Source organism: Candidatus Ornithobacterium hominis, from assembly GCF_900538215.1.
Lineage (GTDB): Bacteria > Bacteroidota > Bacteroidia > Flavobacteriales > Weeksellaceae > Ornithobacterium > Ornithobacterium hominis.
The window spans coordinates 155,450-176,142 of record NZ_UNSD01000005.1; the positions used below are offsets into that span (position 1 = coordinate 155,450).

The window sequence follows — 20,693 nt, forward strand, 5'->3', positions numbered from 1 at the left end:
GAGATGGCTTTTTTTTTTCACACATTTTATCTTAATGAATTTTAATCTCTTTTGGTTTGTAAACAAGGTGGAAAACAGATTATTGGATTTTTTTCTTCCGAATTAAATTTTATTTTTATAAAAGTATATTATTTTTTAAGGCTTTAAAAAAATTTTTAAAATTTCATTTAATTCTTCTATTCCCGCAATTGCTTTTTTCTGAATATGATGAATTTTTTGGTTAAAACTAGGGAATTCAATTGGAGAAGGGTCAATCAAATAAACTGGAACATTTGTCGCTACCTCATGCACCAAACCCGCTGCTGGGTAAACTTGCAGAGAAGTTCCAATTATTAAAAGAATATCTGCTTTTTGGGCTTCTTCTATTGCTTTTTGCATCTGAGGGACTGCTTCCCCAAACCAAACAATATGCGGACGCAGTTGCCCGCCATCGCTGTGTAAATCACCCCATTGAATATCTTTTTCGTATTCGAAAGCAATTTCGTCATTGAACACGCTGCGTGCTTTTTTGAGTTCGCCATGCAAATGAATAATATTTTTTGAGCCTGCTCTTTCATGTAAATCATCGACATTTTGTGTAATGATAATCACCTCAAAATCATCTTCTAAGGTTTTCAAAAAATGATGAGCTGCATTGGGTTCTACATCTTTGAGTTGTTTTTTTCTTAAATTATAAAATTTTAAAACTAATTTAGGATTTTCTTCAAAGGCTTCTGGCGTTGCAATTTGAGAAATATCATAATCTTCCCACAAACCTCCCGAGTCTCTAAAGGTTTTTAATCCACTTTCTTGTGAAATTCCAGCACCTGTGAGTACGAGTATTTTGGGTTTAATTTTCATACAACTCGTTATAGAGAGCAATATATCTCTCTTTGATATTTTTTCGTTTCATCTTCAGCGTTGGAGTCAATAAATCATTATCAATCGTCCATTCTTCTGGAGTCAAAACAAAGCGTTTCACTTGTTCCCAATGCCCAAAATGCTTGTTTTTATCATCAATTCCTTTCTGAATTTCATCTATAACTTGTTTATTTTCAGTAATTTTCTTGGGGTCTAAATCTAGATTGAGATTATTTTTCTCAGCCCAATTTCTGATATAATCAAAGTTTGGCTGAATGATAGCACACGGCATCTTTTGCCCTTCGCCCACCACCATAATTTGTGCAATGAATGGAATCTCTAGCATCTTATTCTGAATCGGTTCTGGAGCAATGTATTTCCCACCACTGGTTTTGAAGATTTGTTTCTTCCGATCGGTGATTTTTAATATACCCTTTGAATTTATCACGCCTATATCTCCAGTTTTGAAATAGCCTTCTGGAGTGAAAGCTTCTTTTGTTTTCGTTGGATTTTTATAATATCCTTTAAAAACACTCGGTGCTTTTACTAAAATTTCGCCATCTTCAGCTATCTTCACATCTACATTTTTGAGTGGTTTACCCACACTCCCAATCTCAAATCCATTTTTATTAAATGAATTTACGCTTATCACGGGGGAAGTTTCCGTCAACCCATAGCCTTCTAAAATTGGAATACCTGCCGCCCAAAACATTCGGTTTAGTTGTTCTGATAGTTTAGCACTACCACTAACTAAAGTCACCATTTTACCTCCTAAACCTTCTCTCCATTTACTGAATACCAATTTGTTAGCAACTTTATATTTTAAATACCAAGAGAGAGGTTTATCTTTTCTCAAAGGGTCATAATCTTCAATTAGATTTAAAGCCCATGCAAAAATTTTACTTTTTACAGCTCCAGAGTTCATACCTGTTTCATAAATTTTCCCATAGACTTTTTCAATAACTCTAGGCACCACCGTCATAACCTGTGGAGAAATTTCTTTTAAATTATCACCAATTTTATCCATATTTTCTGCATAGTAAATAGAAATTCCACTGTATTGATATAAATAAATTATCATTCGCTCAAAAACATGGCAAATTGGCAAAAAACTCAAAGCTTTAGGTTTTTCGCCCAGTGGCGGAATTCGTTTACGAGATGCAATCACATTCGAGACCAAATTTTTATGACTTAACATGACTCCTTTTGGTTTACCAGTCGTGCCAGAAGTATAAATCAGTGTAGCCAAATCATCCTCTTTTACACTATTTTTGATTTGTTCTACTTCATTTTGGTTTTCATTTTTATTGCCTGAATCTAAAATTTCTTCCCAATGAGAAAAGTCTTGTAATTTTTCTATACTGTAAATATATTCTAATGAAGGTGTTTTCTTTTGAGTTTCTGAAACTTTAGAGATTAATTCTAAATTTGAGGCAAAACAGACTTTCACTTCTGCATCGTTGAAAATATATTCATATTCCTCGGCAGAAATTGTAGAATATACAGGAACAGAAATAGCTCCAACTTGCTGAATACCAATGTCTAAAAAGTTCCACTCAGGGCAGTTATTATCTACCACGATAGCAATTTTATCACCTTTTTTAATCCCAATTTTAAGTAGTCCTCTACTTACGCTATTTGCGATGTCAATATATTCTTGCGTAGAGTAAGTTTTCCATGTTTCCCCAGTTTTTTTCGCCAAACAAACTTCCAAAGTTTGTTTTTCCTGTTGGTTGTATAATATATCAAAAAGTCGTTTAATTTCCATCTGTTATAAAGTATAATGATTGCAAAGTACTAAAAAAATTAAAAATATCTCGGAGTGTTATCAATATCTAAATCAAAAATTTTCTGAAGCCTTAATAAATTTTCATTTTTTTCAGCCATTTCATTAAAAATATCTCGCCGTGATTTGATGTGCTTTTTATCTGAAGCTTCATCCTTTACTTTCTTTAATACTTGAATGTAATAATTATTTAAATTTTCTCTAAAAAAAATCACAAATTGCTCTCTCAAATTTTCAAACTCAATTGCCATCGACTCAGAATCAAAGCTCAATACAATATCATTACTCTTATTGATTTCCCATTCTGCCGTTTGCAAAACGTTAAAAGCTGGGCGGTTATGATTTTTAATTTTTTCTAAAAACTCATTCCAAAGTCGGAGAAAATCATGCTTGGTGAACTCTTCATTAGGCAGCTCTTTCTCCTCTTTTGCCATATCGCTCTCCTCTTTTTTTGCTATTAATTTTTCTGCCTCTGCATTAATGCTAAAAATCGGATTTTGCCTGCGAATAGCCATTTTTTTAGGCTCTGTAGGTAGCTCATTGCCACTGGTTTCTGTTTTTGAGATTATATTTTCTTGCAAAACATTTTTCCCAGCTCCAGCCAAATTTTCCTGAGCTGGCGTAGCAGTAGTTTTTTGCTCTTTTTTAGAAGTCTTAAAAAATATAGAGGGGATTATTCTAAACTTTTTTTTTTTAAGATTGTATTATCCTCTGCCGTCAAACTCGCTAATTGCATTAAAGCTAACTCAACTGTAAGTCTTTGATTTTTAGAGTTTTTATAATCAATATCGGCTTTATTACAAATTTCAATACCTTGCAATAGAAAATTTAAATTACAAATTTGAGCTTGTTTTAAATACTTTTGAGCTGTTTTCTCACCCACATCCAATAGGGATTGCGTCTCAGCGTGTTTAGCTACGAGCAAATCTCTTAGATGACTTCCCAATCCACTGATAAATAATTGGGCATCAAAACCTTTCTGTAAAATTTCTTCCAATTGGAGCAAAACTTTTGGGATTTCATTTCCGATTAAATGTTGTGTTACAGAGAAATAAGTTTCATAATCCAATACATTCAAAGTCTCAGTCACCACTTGCATCGAAACATTTCCGTTGCCAAAAGTCACTAAACGGTCAAAAATTGAAAGCGCATCACGCAAAGCTCCATCTGCTTTTTGAGCAATTAAATGCAGTGCATCATCTTCGTATTCAATATTTTCTTGAGCAGCAATTTTCTTCAAGTGATTCTTGATATCAATAATGCTAATTCTCTTAAAATCATAAATTTGGCATCGAGATAAAATCGTTGGAATGATTTTGTGTTTTTCTGTTGTTGCTAAAATAAAAATAGCATGCGCTGGTGGTTCCTCTAGAGTTTTCAAAAAAGCATTAAATGCTTGATTAGACAACATATGAACCTCATCTATAATGTAAACTTTGTATTGCCCCACCTGTGGCGGAAAACGCACTTGGTCAACCAGCGAGCGAATGTCATCTACGGAGTTATTAGAAGCTGCATCCAATTCAAAAATATTGAATGCAAAATCAGAATCTTTGCTGTCATCAGTGGTAGATTCATTAATTTTTCGGGCTAAAATCCTTGCACAAGTTGTTTTTCCCACACCCCGTGGCCCGCAAAATAATAAAGCTTGAGCTAAATGATTATTCTCAATCGCATGCTCTAAAGTCTTTGCAATTACCTCCTGACCAACGACTTCATCAAAAGTTTGGGGTCTGTATTTTCTAGCTGAAACAACGTAATTATCCATAAATCTGACCAAAGATACGTATATTGAAAATTTTTTAAGCCTTTAAAAATTAATTTTCTTTTGCTTAATTTCTAGCTTTTTGTTTTTCAGCGATTTCCACCAAAGATTGAACTAAATAATCTATTTCTTCCTCAGAATTATAAATACTAAATGAAAGGCGTAAAGGTGTAGTCGCTTTCAAAACAGAAGCCTCATGCAAAGCAGTAATTACCGCACTGGCTTTGCTCGCCCCCGAACTACAAGCACTACCTTGCGAGGCGGCAATGCCCTTTAGATCCAATTCAAAGCCAATCAATGAGTCATGGAATGGCAATAGAACACTTAAAATTGTGTATAAACTTTCCTCTAGATCAGCACTTTTCCCATTATAAATGATATCAGGAAATGCTTGATTTAGTTTTTTTATCGTGTATTTTTTTAAGCTTTTAATTTTTTTGATTTCATTGTCAAAATTTTGATTAGCCATCTCAAATGCTTTCCCCATGCCTAAGATTCCGTGTAAATTTTCGGTGCCTGATCTTAAATTCCGTTCCTGCCCTCCCCCAGTAATTTGAGCTTTTAATCCTGTTCCTTTTTTGATGTAGGCAAAACCTGCACCTTTTGGCCCGTGGTATTTATGGGCGCTACTGCTAGCAAAGTGCACTGGCAATTCATGGAGATTGATGGCGAAATGCCCTAAGGTTTGCACCATATCTGAGTGGAAATAGGCTTGATTTTCTTCGCATATTTTTCCTATTTTCTCAATATCATAAATATTCCCAATTTCATTATTGGCATGCATTAGGGTTACTAATGTCTTTTTCGGGGAATCTTTTAAGTATTTTTCTAAGGTTTCAAAATCAAGGTTTCCATCTTTTTTGATGGGTAATAAAAGTAATTCTAAATCTTTTTTGCTACAAACTTCTTTTGTCGTTTCTGCCACACACTTGTGTTCTAAAACACTGGTAATGATTCGCTCTACACCGAGATGCTCGACTACACTTCTGATGATTAAATTATTTGCTTCTGTACCGCAAGAAGTAAAAATAATTTCTGAAGCGTTTACCCCAGTGTATTTGGCAATATCTTTCCTAACTTTTTCAATTTCTGCTTTACTTTCACGACCAAAAAAATGTGTAGAAGAAGGATTACCAAATTTTTCTTTCATTCCATTTATCATCGCATCGATGACTTCTTCGTGCATTTGTGTAGTTGCAGCACTGTCAAAATATACTTTCATTTTATTTGGGGTTTACAATCAGTTGTTTAATTTTTGTAGTATTAACTTTATAAATCAATGTAGAATAAGTCAAAGCCATCGTAAGCTAATCATTAGGCCTAGGCGAAAACAAGGTTAAATCTACGACTAAATTTTGATTTTCGATTTTTGGGTTTTCTAAAATACCTGAATAGCCTCCGCTTCTTCTCATCCCTAAATTGATGATAATCAATGAGATTTTATTAAAATCAATATCAGATAAAACTTGATGAGAAGAAATTCTGCGTTTCTGAAGTTCTTTTTCAAATTCTTCTTTGGAATGAATAAGCTTTTGATTAAATTCATTCAACCCATTCTGGTTTTGTGTATAAATTTTTTCTAATTTAAGTTTGCTCTCCTCCACTGGCACATCAAGTTTCTGTAGCATGCAGGAGTGAAAAATTAAAGCTCCCTTAAACCTAAAATATTTTTAAACACTAAATTAAAGATTGTAAAATTGAGGTGACTAAAGAGAGCAACAAACTAAAAATCAATGCCCACCAAAATCCATTAACATTGAACCCGTCTAGGAAATAAGCAGCTATTAAGATAATCAATGCATTGATAACTAAGATAAATAAACCTAAAGTTAAAATAGTAATGGGTAAGCTGAAGAAAATTAAAATAGGCTTGACGATGGCGTTTAAAATCCCTAAAACAATAGAAAAAAAGATGGCTTGTGTGAAGCTTCCAAAACTAACACCACTTAAAACATTAGCTAAAAAATATGAAGCCACCGCTGTGATTAAAATATTGATAATAATACTCATTATTTTTTTGATGCCAAATTTACTAAAATTTAATAAGCTTTTAAAAATTTAGTGAACATATTAATCGTCAGATTTTAATTTTTAGCATGATAAGATCTTATAAATAAAGGTGATAAATAGTTTTTTTAGGCTTATTAAATTTTTTTAGGCTTATTAAATTTTTTTCAATATCTCTTTAGAAACAAATAATAAAAGTGCTGAGTAACCTGCCTTTGGAAAATAAAATAAAAAGTTGCTCATATCAAATCTTTTGTTTTATTTTGCAAGTACAAATGAAACAACGAGTACAAAATATGATAATGTCTATGATGATGCAATTTAATCTTGCAGCGCATGGGTAATGTCTAAATTTTAATAAAAATCCAAGAGCCGCTGCATTATTATTGTAGCGGTTTTTTATTTTTAATTAAATTAAACTAAAAATGAATTTCAAACCAAATATACCAATGCGAATGATGATGGAGATGATGATGCACCAACAGAAGTATATTGCCTAAATTTAAATAACTAATTCTATTTAATCCCTTTGGCAATACAATGTCAAGGGATTTTTTTTTAAGCCTTTAAAAAAAATAATGAAAAAAATTAAAATTTCAACTAAATCAAAAAGTGCTGAAATTTTTCAGGTAAATTTATCGTACGAGATGTTTGGCTGCCCGCTGGGGCATGCGCCCATTGTTTTGGTAAATCACGCACTGACGGGGAATTCTACCGTGGCAGGCAAAAAAGGCTGGTGGAAAAGTTTAATCGGCGACAGGAAGGTTATTGATAATCAAAAGTTTACAATTTTAGCCTTCAATATTCCAGGCAATGGCTACGATGGTGTTTTGGTAGATAATTATAAAGATTTCACGGTGAAGTGTATTTCTAATTTATTTTTACAAGGCTTAAAAAATTTGAATATCAATAAAATTCACACCATGATTGGTGGCTCATTGGGTGGCGCAATTGCTTGGCAAATGGCGTATGACGCTCCTGATTTGTTTGAAAATTTAATTCCAGTGGTTACAGATTTTCAGACGAGCGATTGGGTGCGTGCACAAAGTTATTTGCAAGATAGAATTTTGAATTTTTCTAAAAACCCAATCCAAGACGCTCGTGTAAACGCCATGTTGGTGTACCGAACACCTTTTTCTATCAACCATCGTTTCCAAAATCAGTTCGATACCGAAAAGAATGAGTTCAAAGTCAATGATTGGCTAGATTATCATGGTAGAGCGCTCGAAAATCGTTTTCAACTAAAAGCTTACCGATTGATGAATCATTTGATTTCTACGATTGATGTGGCACCAAATGCAGCTGATTTAGATAAAATTAAAAGTAATATTCACATCGTTTCAGTAAATACGGATTTGTTTTTCACCGCGGAACGCAACCGAAAAACATATAAAATTTTAAAAGGCTTAAAAAATAATGTGTATTATCACGAAATCCAGTCCATTCACGGGCATGACGCTTTTTTGATGGAATATGAGCAGTTAAACCAAATGCTGAAACCCATTTTTGAATAATTGAAGAATAATTTAAATTAACATTTTTTTATAAAATTAAATAATTATGAAGATCATAAAATTTGGTGGAAAATCCTTAGAAAACGGAAAAGGAATCTCGCAAACTATAAAAATAATACAAAGAAATTACCAACAAAACACTAACTTAGCCATTGTCGTCAGTGCAAGAGGAAAAGCAACCGACGAACTTTTGCATTTGATTGCCTTGGCAAAAAAGGGAGAAGATTTTTCGGCTGAATGGGCTGATTTCCAAACAAAACAGAATCATTTATCACTAATTTCACTACAAAAGTATTTTGATGAAGTAGAAACTTTGCTTTCTGGCATCAAATTGCTAGAAGAATGTTCGGACAAAACACAAGATAGAATTTTAGCTTACGGTGAAATCATCAGCGTGAATTACCTTACGGCTCAATTAGAGAAAAATGGTATTGCGGCTAAGGCAATTGATGCAGGAGATTTATTTTTAACGAATGATGAATTTGGCAATGCAGCAGTAAATTTCGCTATTTCTGAAGCTAAAACTCAAGCATATTTCAATTCACTGGAACCTCATATTTTACCGATTGTTACAGGATTTATTGCTAAAAACAGCCATGGCGAACGTACAACTTTGGGCAGAAATGGTAGCAATTATTCAGCATCTTTGTTAGCAAATTTTTTGAATGCTGATTTGCTTGAAAACTATACGCACGTTGATGGGATTTTCACTGGAAATCCTGATGAAATTCATGAAGCAATAAAAATCGAACAACTTTCTTATGCTGATGCTGCTGAATTGGCTCAATTTGGTGCGAATATTTTACACGCCAAAACTATAGAACCACTTCAGCAAAAGAATATTGCGTTGAAGATTTTAAATACCTTTGGCGATGATGCACAAACGGGAACTTTAATCTCGGCTAATCCAGAAGATAAAACGGTGCGTGCCTTGGCTTCGTTAAAGAATAAAGCCTTGATTCATTTTAAAGGGAAAGGTTTGCTTGGAAAAGTGGGCGTTGATGGAAGAATTTTTAAAGCCTTTCAAAATAATAACATCAGTGTTGGGATGATTTCGCAAGGCTCTTCAGAGCGTGGTATTGCGATGGTAGTGAGCGAAGACCAAGCAGAAAAAGCGGTAAAAAGTTTGAAACAAGAATTTAAAGAAGATATTGAAAAAGGTGATGTAGATGAGATTTTTGCTGAAAAAGGTTTAGGTGTTTTGGCTATTATTGGGTTGAATCTCAATCTGTTTGATAAGCCTTATCGTTCTTTGGTTCGAAATCAAATCACGCCTAAATTGTTTAACAATACAATTACAGGCAACACGATTTGCTTGCTTTTAACCGAAAAGGAACTGAACAAAGCGATTCAGGTCATTCACGGCGAATTATTTGACCAACCGAAAAAAGTTCATATCGCGGTGATAGGTCACGGATTGGTAGGTAAAACGCTGATTGAACAGATTTTAGTTCAAAGAAAATCTATCTTGGAAGAAAAAAATATTGATTTAAGAATTTTTGCCATAGCCAATTCACAGAAGGTACTTTTGGCAGTAAACGGGGTTCAAGAAAATTGGGAAGAATTAAAGAAAAAAATACCACAAAATACTGATATTCAAAAACATATAATTTCATTTGCTCAACAAAATGCATTAGAAAATTTAATCATGATAGATAATACCGCTAGCGAAAATGTAGCTAAATCCTATGCTTTGTTTGCCGAAAATGGTTTTGATATTGTTTCGTCCAACAAAATTGCGAATACGTTGCCTTATAGTGATTATCAAAAATTCAGAAAAATATTAAGAAGAAACAATAAAAAATATTATTACGAAACCAATGTCGGTGCAGGTTTGCCGTTGATTGATACCATTAAATTATTACATCTTTCAGGCGAAAATATTACTCGAATCAAAGGTGTTTTCAGCGGTTCGTTGAGTTATTTATTCAATCACTATTCTATTGAAAATAAGACATTTGAAGAAGTGGTTTTGGAAGCTAAAGAGAAAGGCTATACCGAACCAGACCCAAGAGAAGATTTGAGTGGAAATGATGTAGCTCGTAAACTTTTGATTTTGGCAAGGGAACTTAAAATTCCGAGTGAATTTGAAGATGTGCAGATTCAAAATTTAATTCCAGAAGCTTTAAAATCACTTCCAAAAGAAGAGTTTTTTGAAAGAATGCACGAGATGAATCCGATTTATCAACAAGAAAAAGATGCATTGCAAGATAATGAGGTTCTGCGTTATGTGGGTGATTTACAATGGGATAATGAAAATCAAACCAGCAGTTTAGAAGTGAAATTAGTAAAAGCGTCTCAGGCTTCGGCTTTGGGGCAAATCAAAGGTGCTGATTCTATTTTTGAAATCTATACCGAAAGTTATGGCGATCAGCCTTTGGTGATTCAAGGAGCTGGAGCTGGTGCCAAAGTTACGGCTCGTGGCGTTTTTGGTGATGTGCTACGAATTTCAGAAATTTTAGATTAAATCACTTTTAAATTTTCAAGAAAATGTTTGCTTTGAAGTAATTAATTTTATCTTAGTTTGAGTATTCTTTAATTAAAACCATTCTTTTTTATTTATTTTTGTATTTATGAAAAATATAATTTTACTATTTGTTTTATTATCAGGAGTTTGCTGGGGGCAAAATTTTAAGCCTTATAAAAATAGCACTTATCAACCTGAAGCCGAAAAAATTAATAAGCTTGTTCACACCGATTTAAATGTGCAGTTGGATTTTGAGAAAGAATTGCTTTATGGCACCGCGGAAATCACACTACAACCCCACTTCTACCCGACTGATTCCTTGAGTTTAGATGCTCAAAAAATGATTATTCATGAGGTGGCACTCGTCAACCCAATTGGGAAGAAGAAGTTGAATTACAGCTATAATGAGCGTAAGCTAAACATACAGTTAGACCAAAAATACAATAGAAATCAAACGTATAAAATTTTCATCAAATACACAGCCCAACCTAATGAAATTAAAGGTGAAGGCAACCAGGCTATCAGTGGCGAAAAAGGGCTTTACTTCATCAATTCTAAAAAACAAGACCCGAGTAAACCGATACAAGCTTGGACACAAGGTGAACCAAAATCCAGTTCGGTTTGGTTCCCAACAATTGATGAGCCTAATCAAAAAACAACACAAAAAATCGCTATTACAGTTCCTGATGAGTTTGTGACTTTGTCTAATGGAACGATGACCGATACTAAGAAAAATGATAACGGAACGCGTACCGATACTTGGATTCAAAAGCAAAAACATGCACCATACCTATTCTTTATGGGTGTAGGTGATTTTGCTGTAATCAAAGACCAATGGAAGGGTAAACCTGTTAATTATTACGTGGAATTGCCTTACGCTGATGTTGCTAAAGATATTTTTGGCCAAACTCCTGTGATGATTAGTTTTTTTTCAGAAAAATTTGGTTATGAATTCCCATGGGATAAATACTCGCAAATGGCTGTGCGTGACTTCATTAGCGGAGCGATGGAAAATACCACAGCCGTTTCTCACATGGAAGTTGTACAGCAAAAGCGAGGCGCATTGATTGATGAAAACATTTGGGAAGATGTCATCGTTCATGAGTTAGCCCACCACTGGTTTGGCGATTTAGTAACGACTGAAAGCTGGGCAAATTTAACACTGAATGAATCTTTTGCCAATTACAGCGAATACCTATGGCGAGAACACGCTTACGGAAAAGATTATGCCGATGCTCATCGCTGGAAGGATTTAAGCGCTTACTTGCTGGGAGATAATTTTAACAAAGATTTGGTACGTTTTCATCACGAGAATTCTGGCGATATGTTTGATGCAGTTTCGTACAACAAAGGTGGCTATATTCTGCACATGCTGAGAAGTTTCTTGGGGGATGAAGCTTTTTTTGAAGGCTTAAAAAATTATTTAAAAAATAATGAATTTTCTACCGCAGAAGCACATATGCTACGCATTGAATTAGAAAAAGTTTCAGGAAAAGACCTCAATTGGTTTTTCAATCAATGGTTTTTTGGGCACGGTCATCCAAAATTGAAAGTGATAACAGAAAATTTGGATAATCAAGTCAAAATAAATTTACGCCAAACTCAGAATTCACCTTTATTCGCATTTCCTTTAGCGATTGATTTATTTTTCAACGGAGAAAAAGAGCGCCATTATGTCTGGGTCAAAAATCAAGAACTCAATTCTTTTACCTTTGATGTTCAGCGACAACCCGATTTAGTTATAGTCAATGCAGACTATGATATTGTGGCAGAAATTGAAGAGGAAAAAAACGTGCAACAATATGCTCACCAGTATCTTTGGGCTAAAGACGAATATACTTCAAGATTTTTGGCTTTAGAGCAACTTGGGCAAGCAAAAAACATTGATTCTTTAGCTTTAAAAGCCATCATTGCTGCCTTGGACGACCCCTATTTTGGTTTACGCATGAAGGCGATTGAAATGCTTGATGTTTCCAATGAAGGAATTAAGATTAAAGCTTTAGAAAAATTAAAATATTTAGCACAATATGACGATAAAACTTTAGTGAAAGCAGCTGCGTTACGTGCATTGAATCAAATCAATGACCCTGTATTTATAGATATTTTTAATCATTCACTAAAGTCACCAAGTTATGCCGTACAAAGTGCTGCCCTAAACTACTTGATGAGCCATGACCGTGAGAACGCTATTCAAAAAGCAAGAGGTTTAGACAATGAAGTTATCGTTGGAAGTGCAGAATTACTAGAAATTTTCTTACCTGAATGGATTGAAAAAAAGGAGCTCTCTCACCAGCGTTCTATTGCAGAATTGGCTGCAATTTATCAACTTATCCCCTATCAAAAACCCAAGTTTTCTAATGTAGCTCAAAAAGCTTTTGACTGGATCATGACAACCGATAGTCATACCGCAACATTCAGAGCAGCAGAGATTTATAAACAATATTACCAATATTTGAAGAATAGCCAGCCAGAAGTTATTCCTTTCTTGCAAAATATGGCTAAGGAAGCTCTGCGCAAAAAGAAATCAACTTTTGCTAAAAATCCCACAGAAAGTTTAAAAAAACAAGTAGAAATTTTAGAAAATGCTGTTAATACCATTAGCAACTAATACCTATTCACGAATATTTTGTGTTTTTTCACAGAAATTGGAGCAGAAGATTTAGTGCAAAAGATGAATTAGATGATTATAATGCTGCTATTTGAGTTTTGACCAAAACTATATTAAAAAAACATTTAAAAACAGATTTTAGAACAAATTATAAATTGCAAAAATTAATCAACGAATTCATTAAATACCCCAAAAAATGAAAAATAGAAAAACAAATCACTAGCAACCAAAAACATGAAAGTAACAGAACATATTCAAAATGCAAAAGAGAAAACACTTTTTTCTTTTGAAATTCTCCCGCCTAAAAAGGGTGAAAATGTAGATTCTGTATTGAAAAATATTGAACCTCTTTTGCAATACAATCCATCTTTTATTGATGTAACTTACCACAGAGAAGAATTGGTTTACAACGAGTTCCCAGATGGGAGGATAACCAAACATTCTATCAACAGAAGACCAGGAACACTGGGGACGACCAGTATTATTCAGCATAAATTTGGCGTAGATGCTATTCCGCATATTTTGTGTGGTGGATTTTCTAAATCAGATACAGAAAACATGTTAATTGATTTGAATTTCATTGGAATACATAATGTTATGGCACTTCGTGGAGATGCCTCACCGCACGAAACTTATTTTTCTGCTCATCCCAACGGTAATCGCTTTGCAAATGAATTAGTGAAGCAAATTGTGAATTTAAATAATGGCGAATACATTGACGGGCATACCACTAGCAACAAAACGAATTTCCAAATTGGTGTGGCAGGCTATCCCGAAAAGCATATGGAAGCTCCTAATTTACAGAATGATATGAAATATCTGAAACAAAAAATTGATGCTGGAGCAGAATACATTGTCACGCAAATGTTTTTTGATAATCAAGCATATTTTGATTTTGTAGAAAAATGCCGTGCAGCAGAGATCCATGTGCCGATAATCCCTGGCCTGAAGCCGATTAGCACACACAGACATTTAAATATAATTCCGCATAGATTTCATATTGATTTGCCTCAAAATCTAATTGATGATATTGAAAATGCCAAAACCACCAAAGAAATCAAAGCGATTGGTATTCAGCACTGTATCCAACAATGTGAGGAATTATTAGACTTTGGCGTCCCAGCATTACATTTCTATTCTATGGGCAAAGCTAAAAATGTGGAAGAAGTAGTAAAAGAATTTTTTTAAGCCTTAAAAAATTTTCAGAAAATTAGACTTTAGCCAGTAAAATGGCTTAGCCAAATAGCTTCATTAAATTTCTTTTTCAAAAAGTTGGTTAAAATCATTGATAGTTACATGAATTCCTGTAATTTCATCTTTGCATATAGGAGCAAGTGTTATTGTAATTAACTGGTATTCAACCAATAATATAAATATCTTACTCCTTTTCACAACTTTTTCTTATCCATTATCCACGTTAATTTTATGTACTTTTTGTTTTATGACCCTTAAAAAATTAATAAGTGAATCCAAAAAAAAATCCACTAATAGAACAATTCTTATCTACTAGTGGAGTAAAAAAGGGTGGCAGATGGGTTTCGAACCCACGACCTCCGGAACCACAATCCGGCGCTCTAACCAGCTGAGCTACAGCCACCATGAAAATCAGGATGCAAATATACTAAATCTTATTTTATTCACAAAAAATATCTGCAAATTTAAATTTAGTGTAAAAAATCTAACGGAGAACTCACTCCCAAAGCTGCTTGGGTTTGGAAGCCTTCGCCTGCTTCTTTCCAAATTAAACGCCCTAAGTCTTCTGCTCGAGAACGAATTAAATTCAAGAAATTTTGAGCTGAAATTGCTGTCTCTGGTTCTTGACTTTCTGGGTTATAAAATTGTGATTTATAAGCTAAACAGGCTTCTATTTTTTGCCCCAAATGCCCTGAAATATCTACGATGAAGTCTGGTTGAAAATTTTGCCATTGCATGTAATGGAAAATATGCTTTGGCCGCCATACTTCTTGTCCCGTGTCTATACTCTTCAAGCCTGAGAGAAAACAAGCGTCATGCACTAATTTAGCGGCTTTCCCGTGGTCTATATGGCGATCTTCTAATGCTGAAGCTAGTACAATTTCTGGGCGATATTTTCTGATGATTTGAATAACTTTTAATTGATTTTCTTCATTATTTTCAAAAAATCCATCTCGCATTTCTAGATTTTCTCTTACCTCGACATTTAGTAGCTCTGCAGCTTTTTCGGCTTCTTGCAATCGAATTTCAGGCGTTCCGCGTGTGCCTAACTCTCCTCGCGTCAAATCAAAAATACCTGTTTTTTTCCCTAGAGCAGCTAATTTTAGCAATGTGCCGCCACAGCCCAATTCAACATCATCTGGGTGTGGCCCAGTCGCTAATACATCTAATTTCATATTATTTTTTAAGGCTTTATAAATTTTATGACTTTATCCAACTTTGAATTTTCTCATCCATTGGATTTGTCTTTGAGTAATAAACTTCTGCCAAGCTTCCGTCTGGATTGATTAAATATTTTTGGAAATTCCATTTGACTTCCGAATCCATTTTTCCATTTTTGTTTTTTTGAGTCAGAAATTGGTACAATGGATGCTGCGCCTCTCCTATTACCGATATTTTGCTCATCATCGGAAAAGTTACTTTGAATTGCTGTGTACAAAATTGTTTAATCTTCTGATTATCACCAGGTTCTTGCTCGCCAAAATCATTCGCTGGGAACCCAATAACCGTGAAATTTTGATTTTTATACGCTTCATACAATTTTTGTAAATCTTCGTATTGTGATGTAAATCCACATTCAGAAGCGGTATTTACTACCAAAATTTTTTTCCCTTTCAATTGCTTTAAATCAAAATCATTTCCATCAATATCCTTTACAGTAAAATCAAAAAAGCTTAGTTTTTCTTTGGGCTCTGTTTCTTGTATTTCTGCTATCTCTGGGGAGCTTTGATTTGATTGTTTTTTCTCACAAGAAAATAAAATTATACAACTAACAATTGTTATTAAATGCTTCTTCATAATTATTTTTTTTTAAGGCTTAAAAATTTTTAAATATTTTTTTATAAAATTTCAATTTTAACTCCGTTTTTTTCTTCATTTAATTGAATCGTAACGTGGTCTTTTTCTTTAACTTTACCGCTAATTATTTCCTCTGCCAATGGGTCTTCAATGTATTTTTGGATGGCTCTTTTCAGCGGTCTAGCTCCGTAATCTTTATCAAAACCTTTTTCAGCAATAAAGTTCTTTGCCTCATCAGTCAACTCTACTTGATAACCTAAATCTCCTAAGCGGTAATATAGCTTTTTCAATTCAATATCAATGATTTTTAAAATATCTTCTTTTTCTAAAGCGTTAAAAATAATGACATCATCGATTCGGTTGAGGAATTCGGGAGCAAAACTTTTTTTCAATGCATTCTGTATTGTACTTTTTGCGCGTTCATCAACACTTTCCATTCGTGCAGCTGTTCCAAAGCCTACCCCATCGCCAAATTCCTTGAGTTGCCGAGTTCCGATATTGGATGTTAAAATAATCACGGTGTTTCTGAAATCAATTTTTCGCCCAATACTATCGGTCACGTGTCCATCGTCCAAAATTTGTAATAAAATATTGAATACATCAGGATGTGCTTTTTCAATTTCATCAAGCAACAAGACAGAATACGGCTTTCGCCTCACCGCCTCGGTCAATTGCCCGCCTTCTTCATAGCCCACGTAGCCTGGAGGCGCTCCTACTAAACGAGAAACCGCAAATTTCTCCATGTATTCGCTCATGTCTACCCGAATCAAGCTGTCTTCTGAATCAAATAATTCCTTAGCTAAAACCTTGGCTAACTGAGTTTTACCAACGCCTGTTGTTCCTAAGAAAATGAATGACCCTATGGGGCGATTGGGGTCCTTCAGCCCGGCACGGTTTCGCTGAATAGCTTTTACAACTTTTTCTACAGCTTCGTTTTGGCCAATTAATTTTGATTGAATCACATTAGTCATTTCTGCCAGTTTCTTCATTTCTCCTTCTGCCACACGTTGCACTGGGATTCCACTCATCATCGATACCACTTCTGCCACGTTGTCTTCATCTACGGTTTCACGATTTTCTTCAGCTTTGTCTTTCCAGCGGTTTTGTGCTTTTTTGAGTTCTGATTCAGCTTCTTTTTCGTTATCTCGTAGACGAGCGGCTTCTTCATATTTTTGAGATTTTACAGCAATTTCTTTTTCTTCACGAGCTTTATTTAATTTTTCTTCTAAATCTAAAATCTCTTGGGGGACTTTGATGTTTTTAATATGCACGCGAGAACCTGCTTCATCTAGCGCATCAATGGCTTTGTCTGGCAAATAACGGTCTGTGATATATCGTGAAGTCAAACTCACACAAGCTTCTAGCGCTTTGTCTGTATAAATTACATTGTGATGATCTTCGTAGCGGTCTTTGATTTGCTTTAAAATCTGGATGGTCTCTTCTGAGCTGGTTGGTTCCACTATTACTTTTTGGAAACGACGTTCTAAAGCGCCATCTTTCTCGATGTACTGGCGGTATTCGTCTAAAGTTGTCGCACCAATACACTGAATTTCGCCTCGTGCTAAAGCGGGTTTAAACATATTCGATGCATCCAACGACCCTGTCGCTCCACCTGCCCCTACAATGGTGTGCAGCTCATCGATAAACAAAATAATATCATCATTCTTCTCCAATTCAGTCATAATGGCTTTCATTCGCTCCTCAAACTGCCCTCGGTATTTTGTTCCAGCTACGAGACTGGCTAAATCTAGCGTAATCACACGTTTATCGTATAAAACACGTGAAACTTTGCGCTGAATAATCCTCAACGCCAAGCCTTCTGCTATGGCAGATTTGCCCACGCCAGGTTCGCCAATCAATAGCGGATTGTTCTTTTTTCTACGACTTAAAATTTGTGAGACACGCTCAATTTCTTTTTCTCTCCCTATCACAGGGTCTAATTTCCCTTCCGATGCTAAACTAGTCAAATCACGTCCAAAGCTATCTAATACTGGCGTTCTTGATTTCTGTGTAGTCGCAGAAGACTTAGCTCTTCCCCCGCCCAATGGTCGCCCTGAAGTTCTGCTATCATCCTCTTCTTCTTCTGGGTAAGAAGCACTTGCCTGAGGCGTCGCTCCTTGCTCAAATTGGAAATAAAATTCCTCTTTCACCGTTTCATAATCTATCCCAAACTTATCCATCAACTTAGTTACAGGATCTGTTTCATTCCTAAGAATGCAAAGTAGCAGATGTGCTGTGTCTACCGATGGGCTGTGGTGTAATTTAGCTTCTAAAAACGTAGTTTTCAGTGCACGTTCAGCTTGTTTAGTTAGTTGTAAATTTTGGTGAGTATCGTAATTTTGTTCCTCTTTGGGAGATAAATTTTCTATTTTGTTTTTAACTTGATTTAAATCTACATTTAGTGAGGTCAGCAACTTAATGGCTTTGCCGGCGCCTTCCCTCAAAATCCCGAGTAGTAAATGTTCTGTCCCAATGGTGGAATGCCCTAGGCGAATGGCTTCCTCTTTGCTATAGGAAATAACATCTTTTACTCGCTGTGAAAAATTATCGTTCATTTTATGATTTCTCTATTTTATATATTACATTCAAATGCACTTTCTGTGCCGTTTTATTAAATGAGCAATTTTATTTGAAATTTAATAATTTATTTGAAATAATTTTCCAAATTTGCCAAATTAACACTTCCATAAACTTATAAGATGTCATTTTGGCATAAAAAAAATAAATTTATGTTTCTATATCGTTTAAAGAAATATTATAAATTTGAATATTGGCCGTTTTACATTCTGTATTTACCTTTTACCCCTTTGTATTTATATTTCAGTCTAAAAAACAGAAGTTTACTCTATTTCACAGCAGCTAATCCTGGAATCCACTACGGAGGTCTGTTTGATTATTCCAAATCGGCTATCAATCAAAAAGTTCCTTTTCCCTTTCAGCTCAAAGAGATTCAAAGTTTAGCCACTGCTGAATTTCCTATCATCGCTAAGCCAGACCAAGGTGAAAGGGGTAAAAATGTGCACGTCGTTCAAAAAAAAGAAGATTTGGATAAAATCCAATTTCAAGGGAAAATTTTTTACCAAGAATATGATGATTCTCCTCTAGAGTTTGGTGTTTTTTACTCTAAAATACCTAAAAAAAGGGGGGAAATCATTTCCATTACAGCCAAGCGTTTTTTGACTTTCTATGGGGACGGGAAAACAAGTCTAGAGCAATTCATCTACAAAGATGAGAAAGCTTTTTTATCTCGGCATCGCTTACTCCAAAAATACAAAAATCAGCTGAATTTAATTCTTCAACCTGACGAAAAATTAGTGATAGAAGAAGTGGGAAACCACAATCGTGGAACTACTTTTCTGGATGGGAATAATTATTTTTCTAAAGCCTTAGAAAAAAATATTGATTTTGTAGCGCAACAGATTCCGGGCTTTTATTATGGGCGGTTTGATGTCAAAACAAGTTCTGTTAAAGCTTTCAAAAAAGGAGTGTTTAAAGTCATTGAAATTAATGGAGTGAATTCTGAACCTACGCATATTTATGACCCTAGTTATTCAATTTCTCAAGCCTTTAGAGAAATTTACAAGCATTTAAAACTTCAAGAAAACATTGCCCATTCTCATCTTAAAGATGGTTTTAAAACGCCTAATTTTTGGACTTTTGTAAGGGATTTATATTTTCATTTATTAAGAAAATAATAATTTTTTTTTAAGGCTTAAAAAATTTCATCATTACTGAATATTTGTCTTGCACTCCTCTTTGGAATAAATTATGACTTCAGCCAATAATGAAGCAATCATCCATTCGTCGTGAAGCTTACCTAGTGCCTTTAGCATTAGTCGTGCTAATGATTATCATTCAACTCATTAAGCCCACAGGCTGTTTTGGTATTATTCCTCGCTATGTACAGGGATTGAGAGGGATTTTGCTTGCTCCGCTGTTCCATAGTGGTTGGAAGCATCTCTTCAGTAATGCCTTTCCTATCCTCACGCTAGGGTTTATGATTTTTTCATTTTATCGGCAAGTAGCATATTTACTCATCATATTCGGTTGGTTGCTTACGGGAACTTTGGTATGGTTTTTTGCAGACTTAGGACTTTTGCCTTCAGATACTGGCATCGGTTGCCATATTGGTGCCAGTGGATTAGTCTATGTTTTAGCTAGTTTCGTTTTTTCCAGTGGAATATTTCGGCGCTCATTACCTTTGATTGCCGTTTCATTAATTGTTGTTTTTTTGTATGGGAGCATGCTTTGGGGGATCTTCCCAGAAGAAGTAATTCGCTACTCAGCAGAACAAGAAAATATCTCGTGGGAGAGTCATGCTGCTGGTGCACTTGTGGGGACTTCATTTGCATTGATTTGGAAGAACATTGGCCCGCAGAAAGAGCGCTGGGCGTGGCAAGAAAAAAATTATAATTCGCAAAAAGATGAAGAGCTTTGGCAACGCTATTTGGAATCTGAAAATGAGGAGAATAAGATAAAAAGCACAGAATAGGGAATCAAGAAAATCTGATTTTATTTTTCGCTATAAAATTGATTAATATGCTATGAATTCTACAAAAGAAAACAACTTCAAATATTTCATTTATTGGTTTTAATTTAAGCTATTTGATAGATTCACTTCGATTATTCAATTATTTTTAACCGACAAAATTTCATGGAAATCATTTTTTTAACTGACATTTTGTCGTATTACTAGGATGGTAAGTTTTTTGTTT

16 protein-coding genes and 1 tRNA gene are annotated in these 20,693 nt (G+C 34.6%); 6 read left to right on the forward strand and 11 right to left on the reverse strand.

The genetic code is table 11. The features are described from left to right. Positions 1–135 precede the first annotated feature (135 nt). From D5J18_RS05800 to D5J18_RS05830, 7 genes are all read right to left on the reverse strand, one after another. Entirely contained in the window at positions 136–840 is a 705-nt protein-coding gene (locus D5J18_RS05800) for an SIR2 family NAD-dependent protein deacylase (protein ID WP_119058073.1), read from the reverse strand. Then, a complete protein-coding gene (locus D5J18_RS05805; protein ID WP_119058074.1) occupies positions 830–2,608 on the reverse strand; it encodes an AMP-dependent synthetase/ligase in 1,779 nt (592 codons plus the stop codon). The genes D5J18_RS05800 and D5J18_RS05805 overlap by 11 nt, the downstream gene beginning before the upstream one ends. A 38-nt stretch (positions 2,609–2,646) precedes the next feature. Next, positions 2,647–3,231, reverse strand: a complete 585-nt coding sequence (locus D5J18_RS05810; RefSeq protein ID WP_119058075.1) for a DUF8439 domain-containing protein — start codon at positions 3,229–3,231, stop codon at positions 2,647–2,649. A 68-nt stretch (positions 3,232–3,299) separates the two neighbouring features. Continuing rightward, positions 3,300–4,394 carry a DNA polymerase III subunit gamma/tau gene (gene dnaX, locus D5J18_RS05815; RefSeq protein ID WP_119058076.1) on the reverse strand — a complete coding sequence of 365 codons (1,095 nt, stop codon included), beginning with the start codon at positions 4,392–4,394 and terminating at the stop codon, positions 3,300–3,302. Positions 4,395–4,458: 64 nt separating this feature from the next. Beyond that, positions 4,459–5,613: a cysteine desulfurase family protein gene (locus D5J18_RS05820; protein ID WP_119058077.1), complete on the reverse strand. Its 1,155-nt coding sequence runs from the start codon at positions 5,611–5,613 to the stop codon at positions 4,459–4,461. An 85-nt stretch (positions 5,614–5,698) separates the two neighbouring features. After that, positions 5,699–6,019, reverse strand: coding sequence for a hypothetical protein (locus tag D5J18_RS05825; protein WP_119058078.1), 321 nt, complete (start codon positions 6,017–6,019; stop codon positions 5,699–5,701). A 49-nt stretch (positions 6,020–6,068) separates the two neighbouring features. Beyond that, a complete protein-coding gene (locus D5J18_RS05830; protein ID WP_119058079.1) occupies positions 6,069–6,401 on the reverse strand; it encodes a phage holin family protein in 333 nt (110 codons plus the stop codon). Positions 6,402–6,976: 575 nt separating this feature from the next. Between D5J18_RS05830 and D5J18_RS05835 the strand changes: the two genes are divergently transcribed. The 4 genes from D5J18_RS05835 (at position 6,977) to metF (ending at position 14,175) form a co-directional block, all read left to right on the forward strand. Further along, positions 6,977–7,912: an alpha/beta fold hydrolase gene (locus tag D5J18_RS05835; RefSeq protein ID WP_119058080.1), complete on the forward strand. Its 936-nt coding sequence runs from the start codon at positions 6,977–6,979 to the stop codon at positions 7,910–7,912. 46 nt (positions 7,913–7,958) lie between these two features. Beyond that, entirely contained in the window at positions 7,959–10,379 is a 2,421-nt protein-coding gene (thrA, locus tag D5J18_RS05840) for a bifunctional aspartate kinase/homoserine dehydrogenase I (protein ID WP_119058081.1), read from the forward strand. A 106-nt stretch (positions 10,380–10,485) separates the two neighbouring features. After that, a complete protein-coding gene (locus tag D5J18_RS05845; RefSeq protein ID WP_119058082.1) occupies positions 10,486–12,987 on the forward strand; it encodes a M1 family metallopeptidase in 2,502 nt (833 codons plus the stop codon). Between the two features lie 234 nt (positions 12,988–13,221). Continuing rightward, on the forward strand, positions 13,222–14,175 hold the full coding sequence (gene metF, locus D5J18_RS05850; protein ID WP_119058083.1) for a methylenetetrahydrofolate reductase [NAD(P)H]: 954 nt from the start codon (positions 13,222–13,224) through the stop codon (positions 14,173–14,175). 335 nt (positions 14,176–14,510) lie between these two features. On the opposite strand, the gene D5J18_RS05855 is transcribed toward metF, so the two are convergent. The 4 genes from D5J18_RS05855 to D5J18_RS05870 form a co-directional block, all read right to left on the reverse strand. Then, positions 14,511–14,584 (reverse strand) — tRNA-His (locus tag D5J18_RS05855). A 67-nt stretch (positions 14,585–14,651) separates the two neighbouring features. Then, a complete protein-coding gene (gene bshB1 / locus D5J18_RS05860) occupies positions 14,652–15,356 on the reverse strand; it encodes a bacillithiol biosynthesis deacetylase BshB1 (protein WP_119058084.1) in 705 nt (234 codons plus the stop codon). Positions 15,357–15,381: 25 nt separating this feature from the next. After that, positions 15,382–15,978 (reverse strand): glutathione peroxidase, encoded by a 597-nt coding sequence (locus D5J18_RS05865; RefSeq protein WP_119058085.1) that lies wholly within the window; start codon positions 15,976–15,978, stop codon positions 15,382–15,384. A 41-nt stretch (positions 15,979–16,019) separates the two neighbouring features. Continuing rightward, positions 16,020–18,533, reverse strand: a complete 2,514-nt coding sequence (locus D5J18_RS05870) for an ATP-dependent Clp protease ATP-binding subunit (RefSeq protein WP_119058086.1) — start codon at positions 18,531–18,533, stop codon at positions 16,020–16,022. 174 nt (positions 18,534–18,707) lie between these two features. On the opposite strand from D5J18_RS05870, the gene D5J18_RS05875 reads away from it, so the two are divergent. Together D5J18_RS05875 and D5J18_RS05880 are read left to right on the forward strand one after the other, a co-directional pair. Next, on the forward strand, positions 18,708–19,673 hold the full coding sequence (locus tag D5J18_RS05875) for an ATP-grasp domain-containing protein (RefSeq protein ID WP_133298013.1): 966 nt from the start codon (positions 18,708–18,710) through the stop codon (positions 19,671–19,673). An 89-nt stretch (positions 19,674–19,762) separates the two neighbouring features. Continuing rightward, a complete protein-coding gene (locus tag D5J18_RS05880) occupies positions 19,763–20,470 on the forward strand; it encodes a rhomboid family intramembrane serine protease (RefSeq protein ID WP_119058088.1) in 708 nt (235 codons plus the stop codon). Positions 20,471–20,693 lie beyond the last annotated feature (223 nt).

What these genes read in the sequence shown, in the direction of transcription:
- D5J18_RS05825 (WP_119058078.1), bottom strand. Translation starts at nt 6,019, where the DNA reads ATGCTACAGAAACTTGATGTGCCAGTGGAGGAGAGCAAACTTAAATTA.
- D5J18_RS05865 (WP_119058085.1), bottom strand. Translation starts at nt 15,978, where the DNA reads ATGAAGAAGCATTTAATAACAATTGTTAGTTGTATAATTTTATTTTCT.
- bshB1 (WP_119058084.1), bottom strand. Translation starts at nt 15,356, where the DNA reads ATGAAATTAGATGTATTAGCGACTGGGCCACACCCAGATGATGTTGAA.
- D5J18_RS05880 (WP_119058088.1), top strand. Translation starts at nt 19,763, where the DNA reads ATGAAGCAATCATCCATTCGTCGTGAAGCTTACCTAGTGCCTTTAGCA.
- D5J18_RS05820 (WP_119058077.1), bottom strand. Translation starts at nt 5,613, where the DNA reads ATGAAAGTATATTTTGACAGTGCTGCAACTACACAAATGCACGAAGAA.
- D5J18_RS05870 (WP_119058086.1), bottom strand. Translation starts at nt 18,533, where the DNA reads ATGAACGATAATTTTTCACAGCGAGTAAAAGATGTTATTTCCTATAGC.
- D5J18_RS05805 (WP_119058074.1), bottom strand. Translation starts at nt 2,608, where the DNA reads ATGGAAATTAAACGACTTTTTGATATATTATACAACCAACAGGAAAAA.
- D5J18_RS05875 (WP_133298013.1), top strand. Translation starts at nt 18,708, where the DNA reads ATGTTTCTATATCGTTTAAAGAAATATTATAAATTTGAATATTGGCCG.
- dnaX (WP_119058076.1), bottom strand. Translation starts at nt 4,394, where the DNA reads ATGGATAATTACGTTGTTTCAGCTAGAAAATACAGACCCCAAACTTTT.
- D5J18_RS05845 (WP_119058082.1), top strand. Translation starts at nt 10,486, where the DNA reads ATGAAAAATATAATTTTACTATTTGTTTTATTATCAGGAGTTTGCTGG.
- D5J18_RS05830 (WP_119058079.1), bottom strand. Translation starts at nt 6,401, where the DNA reads ATGAGTATTATTATCAATATTTTAATCACAGCGGTGGCTTCATATTTT.
- D5J18_RS05800 (WP_119058073.1), bottom strand. Translation starts at nt 840, where the DNA reads ATGAAAATTAAACCCAAAATACTCGTACTCACAGGTGCTGGAATTTCA.
- thrA (WP_119058081.1), top strand. Translation starts at nt 7,959, where the DNA reads ATGAAGATCATAAAATTTGGTGGAAAATCCTTAGAAAACGGAAAAGGA.
- metF (WP_119058083.1), top strand. Translation starts at nt 13,222, where the DNA reads ATGAAAGTAACAGAACATATTCAAAATGCAAAAGAGAAAACACTTTTT.
- D5J18_RS05835 (WP_119058080.1), top strand. Translation starts at nt 6,977, where the DNA reads ATGAAAAAAATTAAAATTTCAACTAAATCAAAAAGTGCTGAAATTTTT.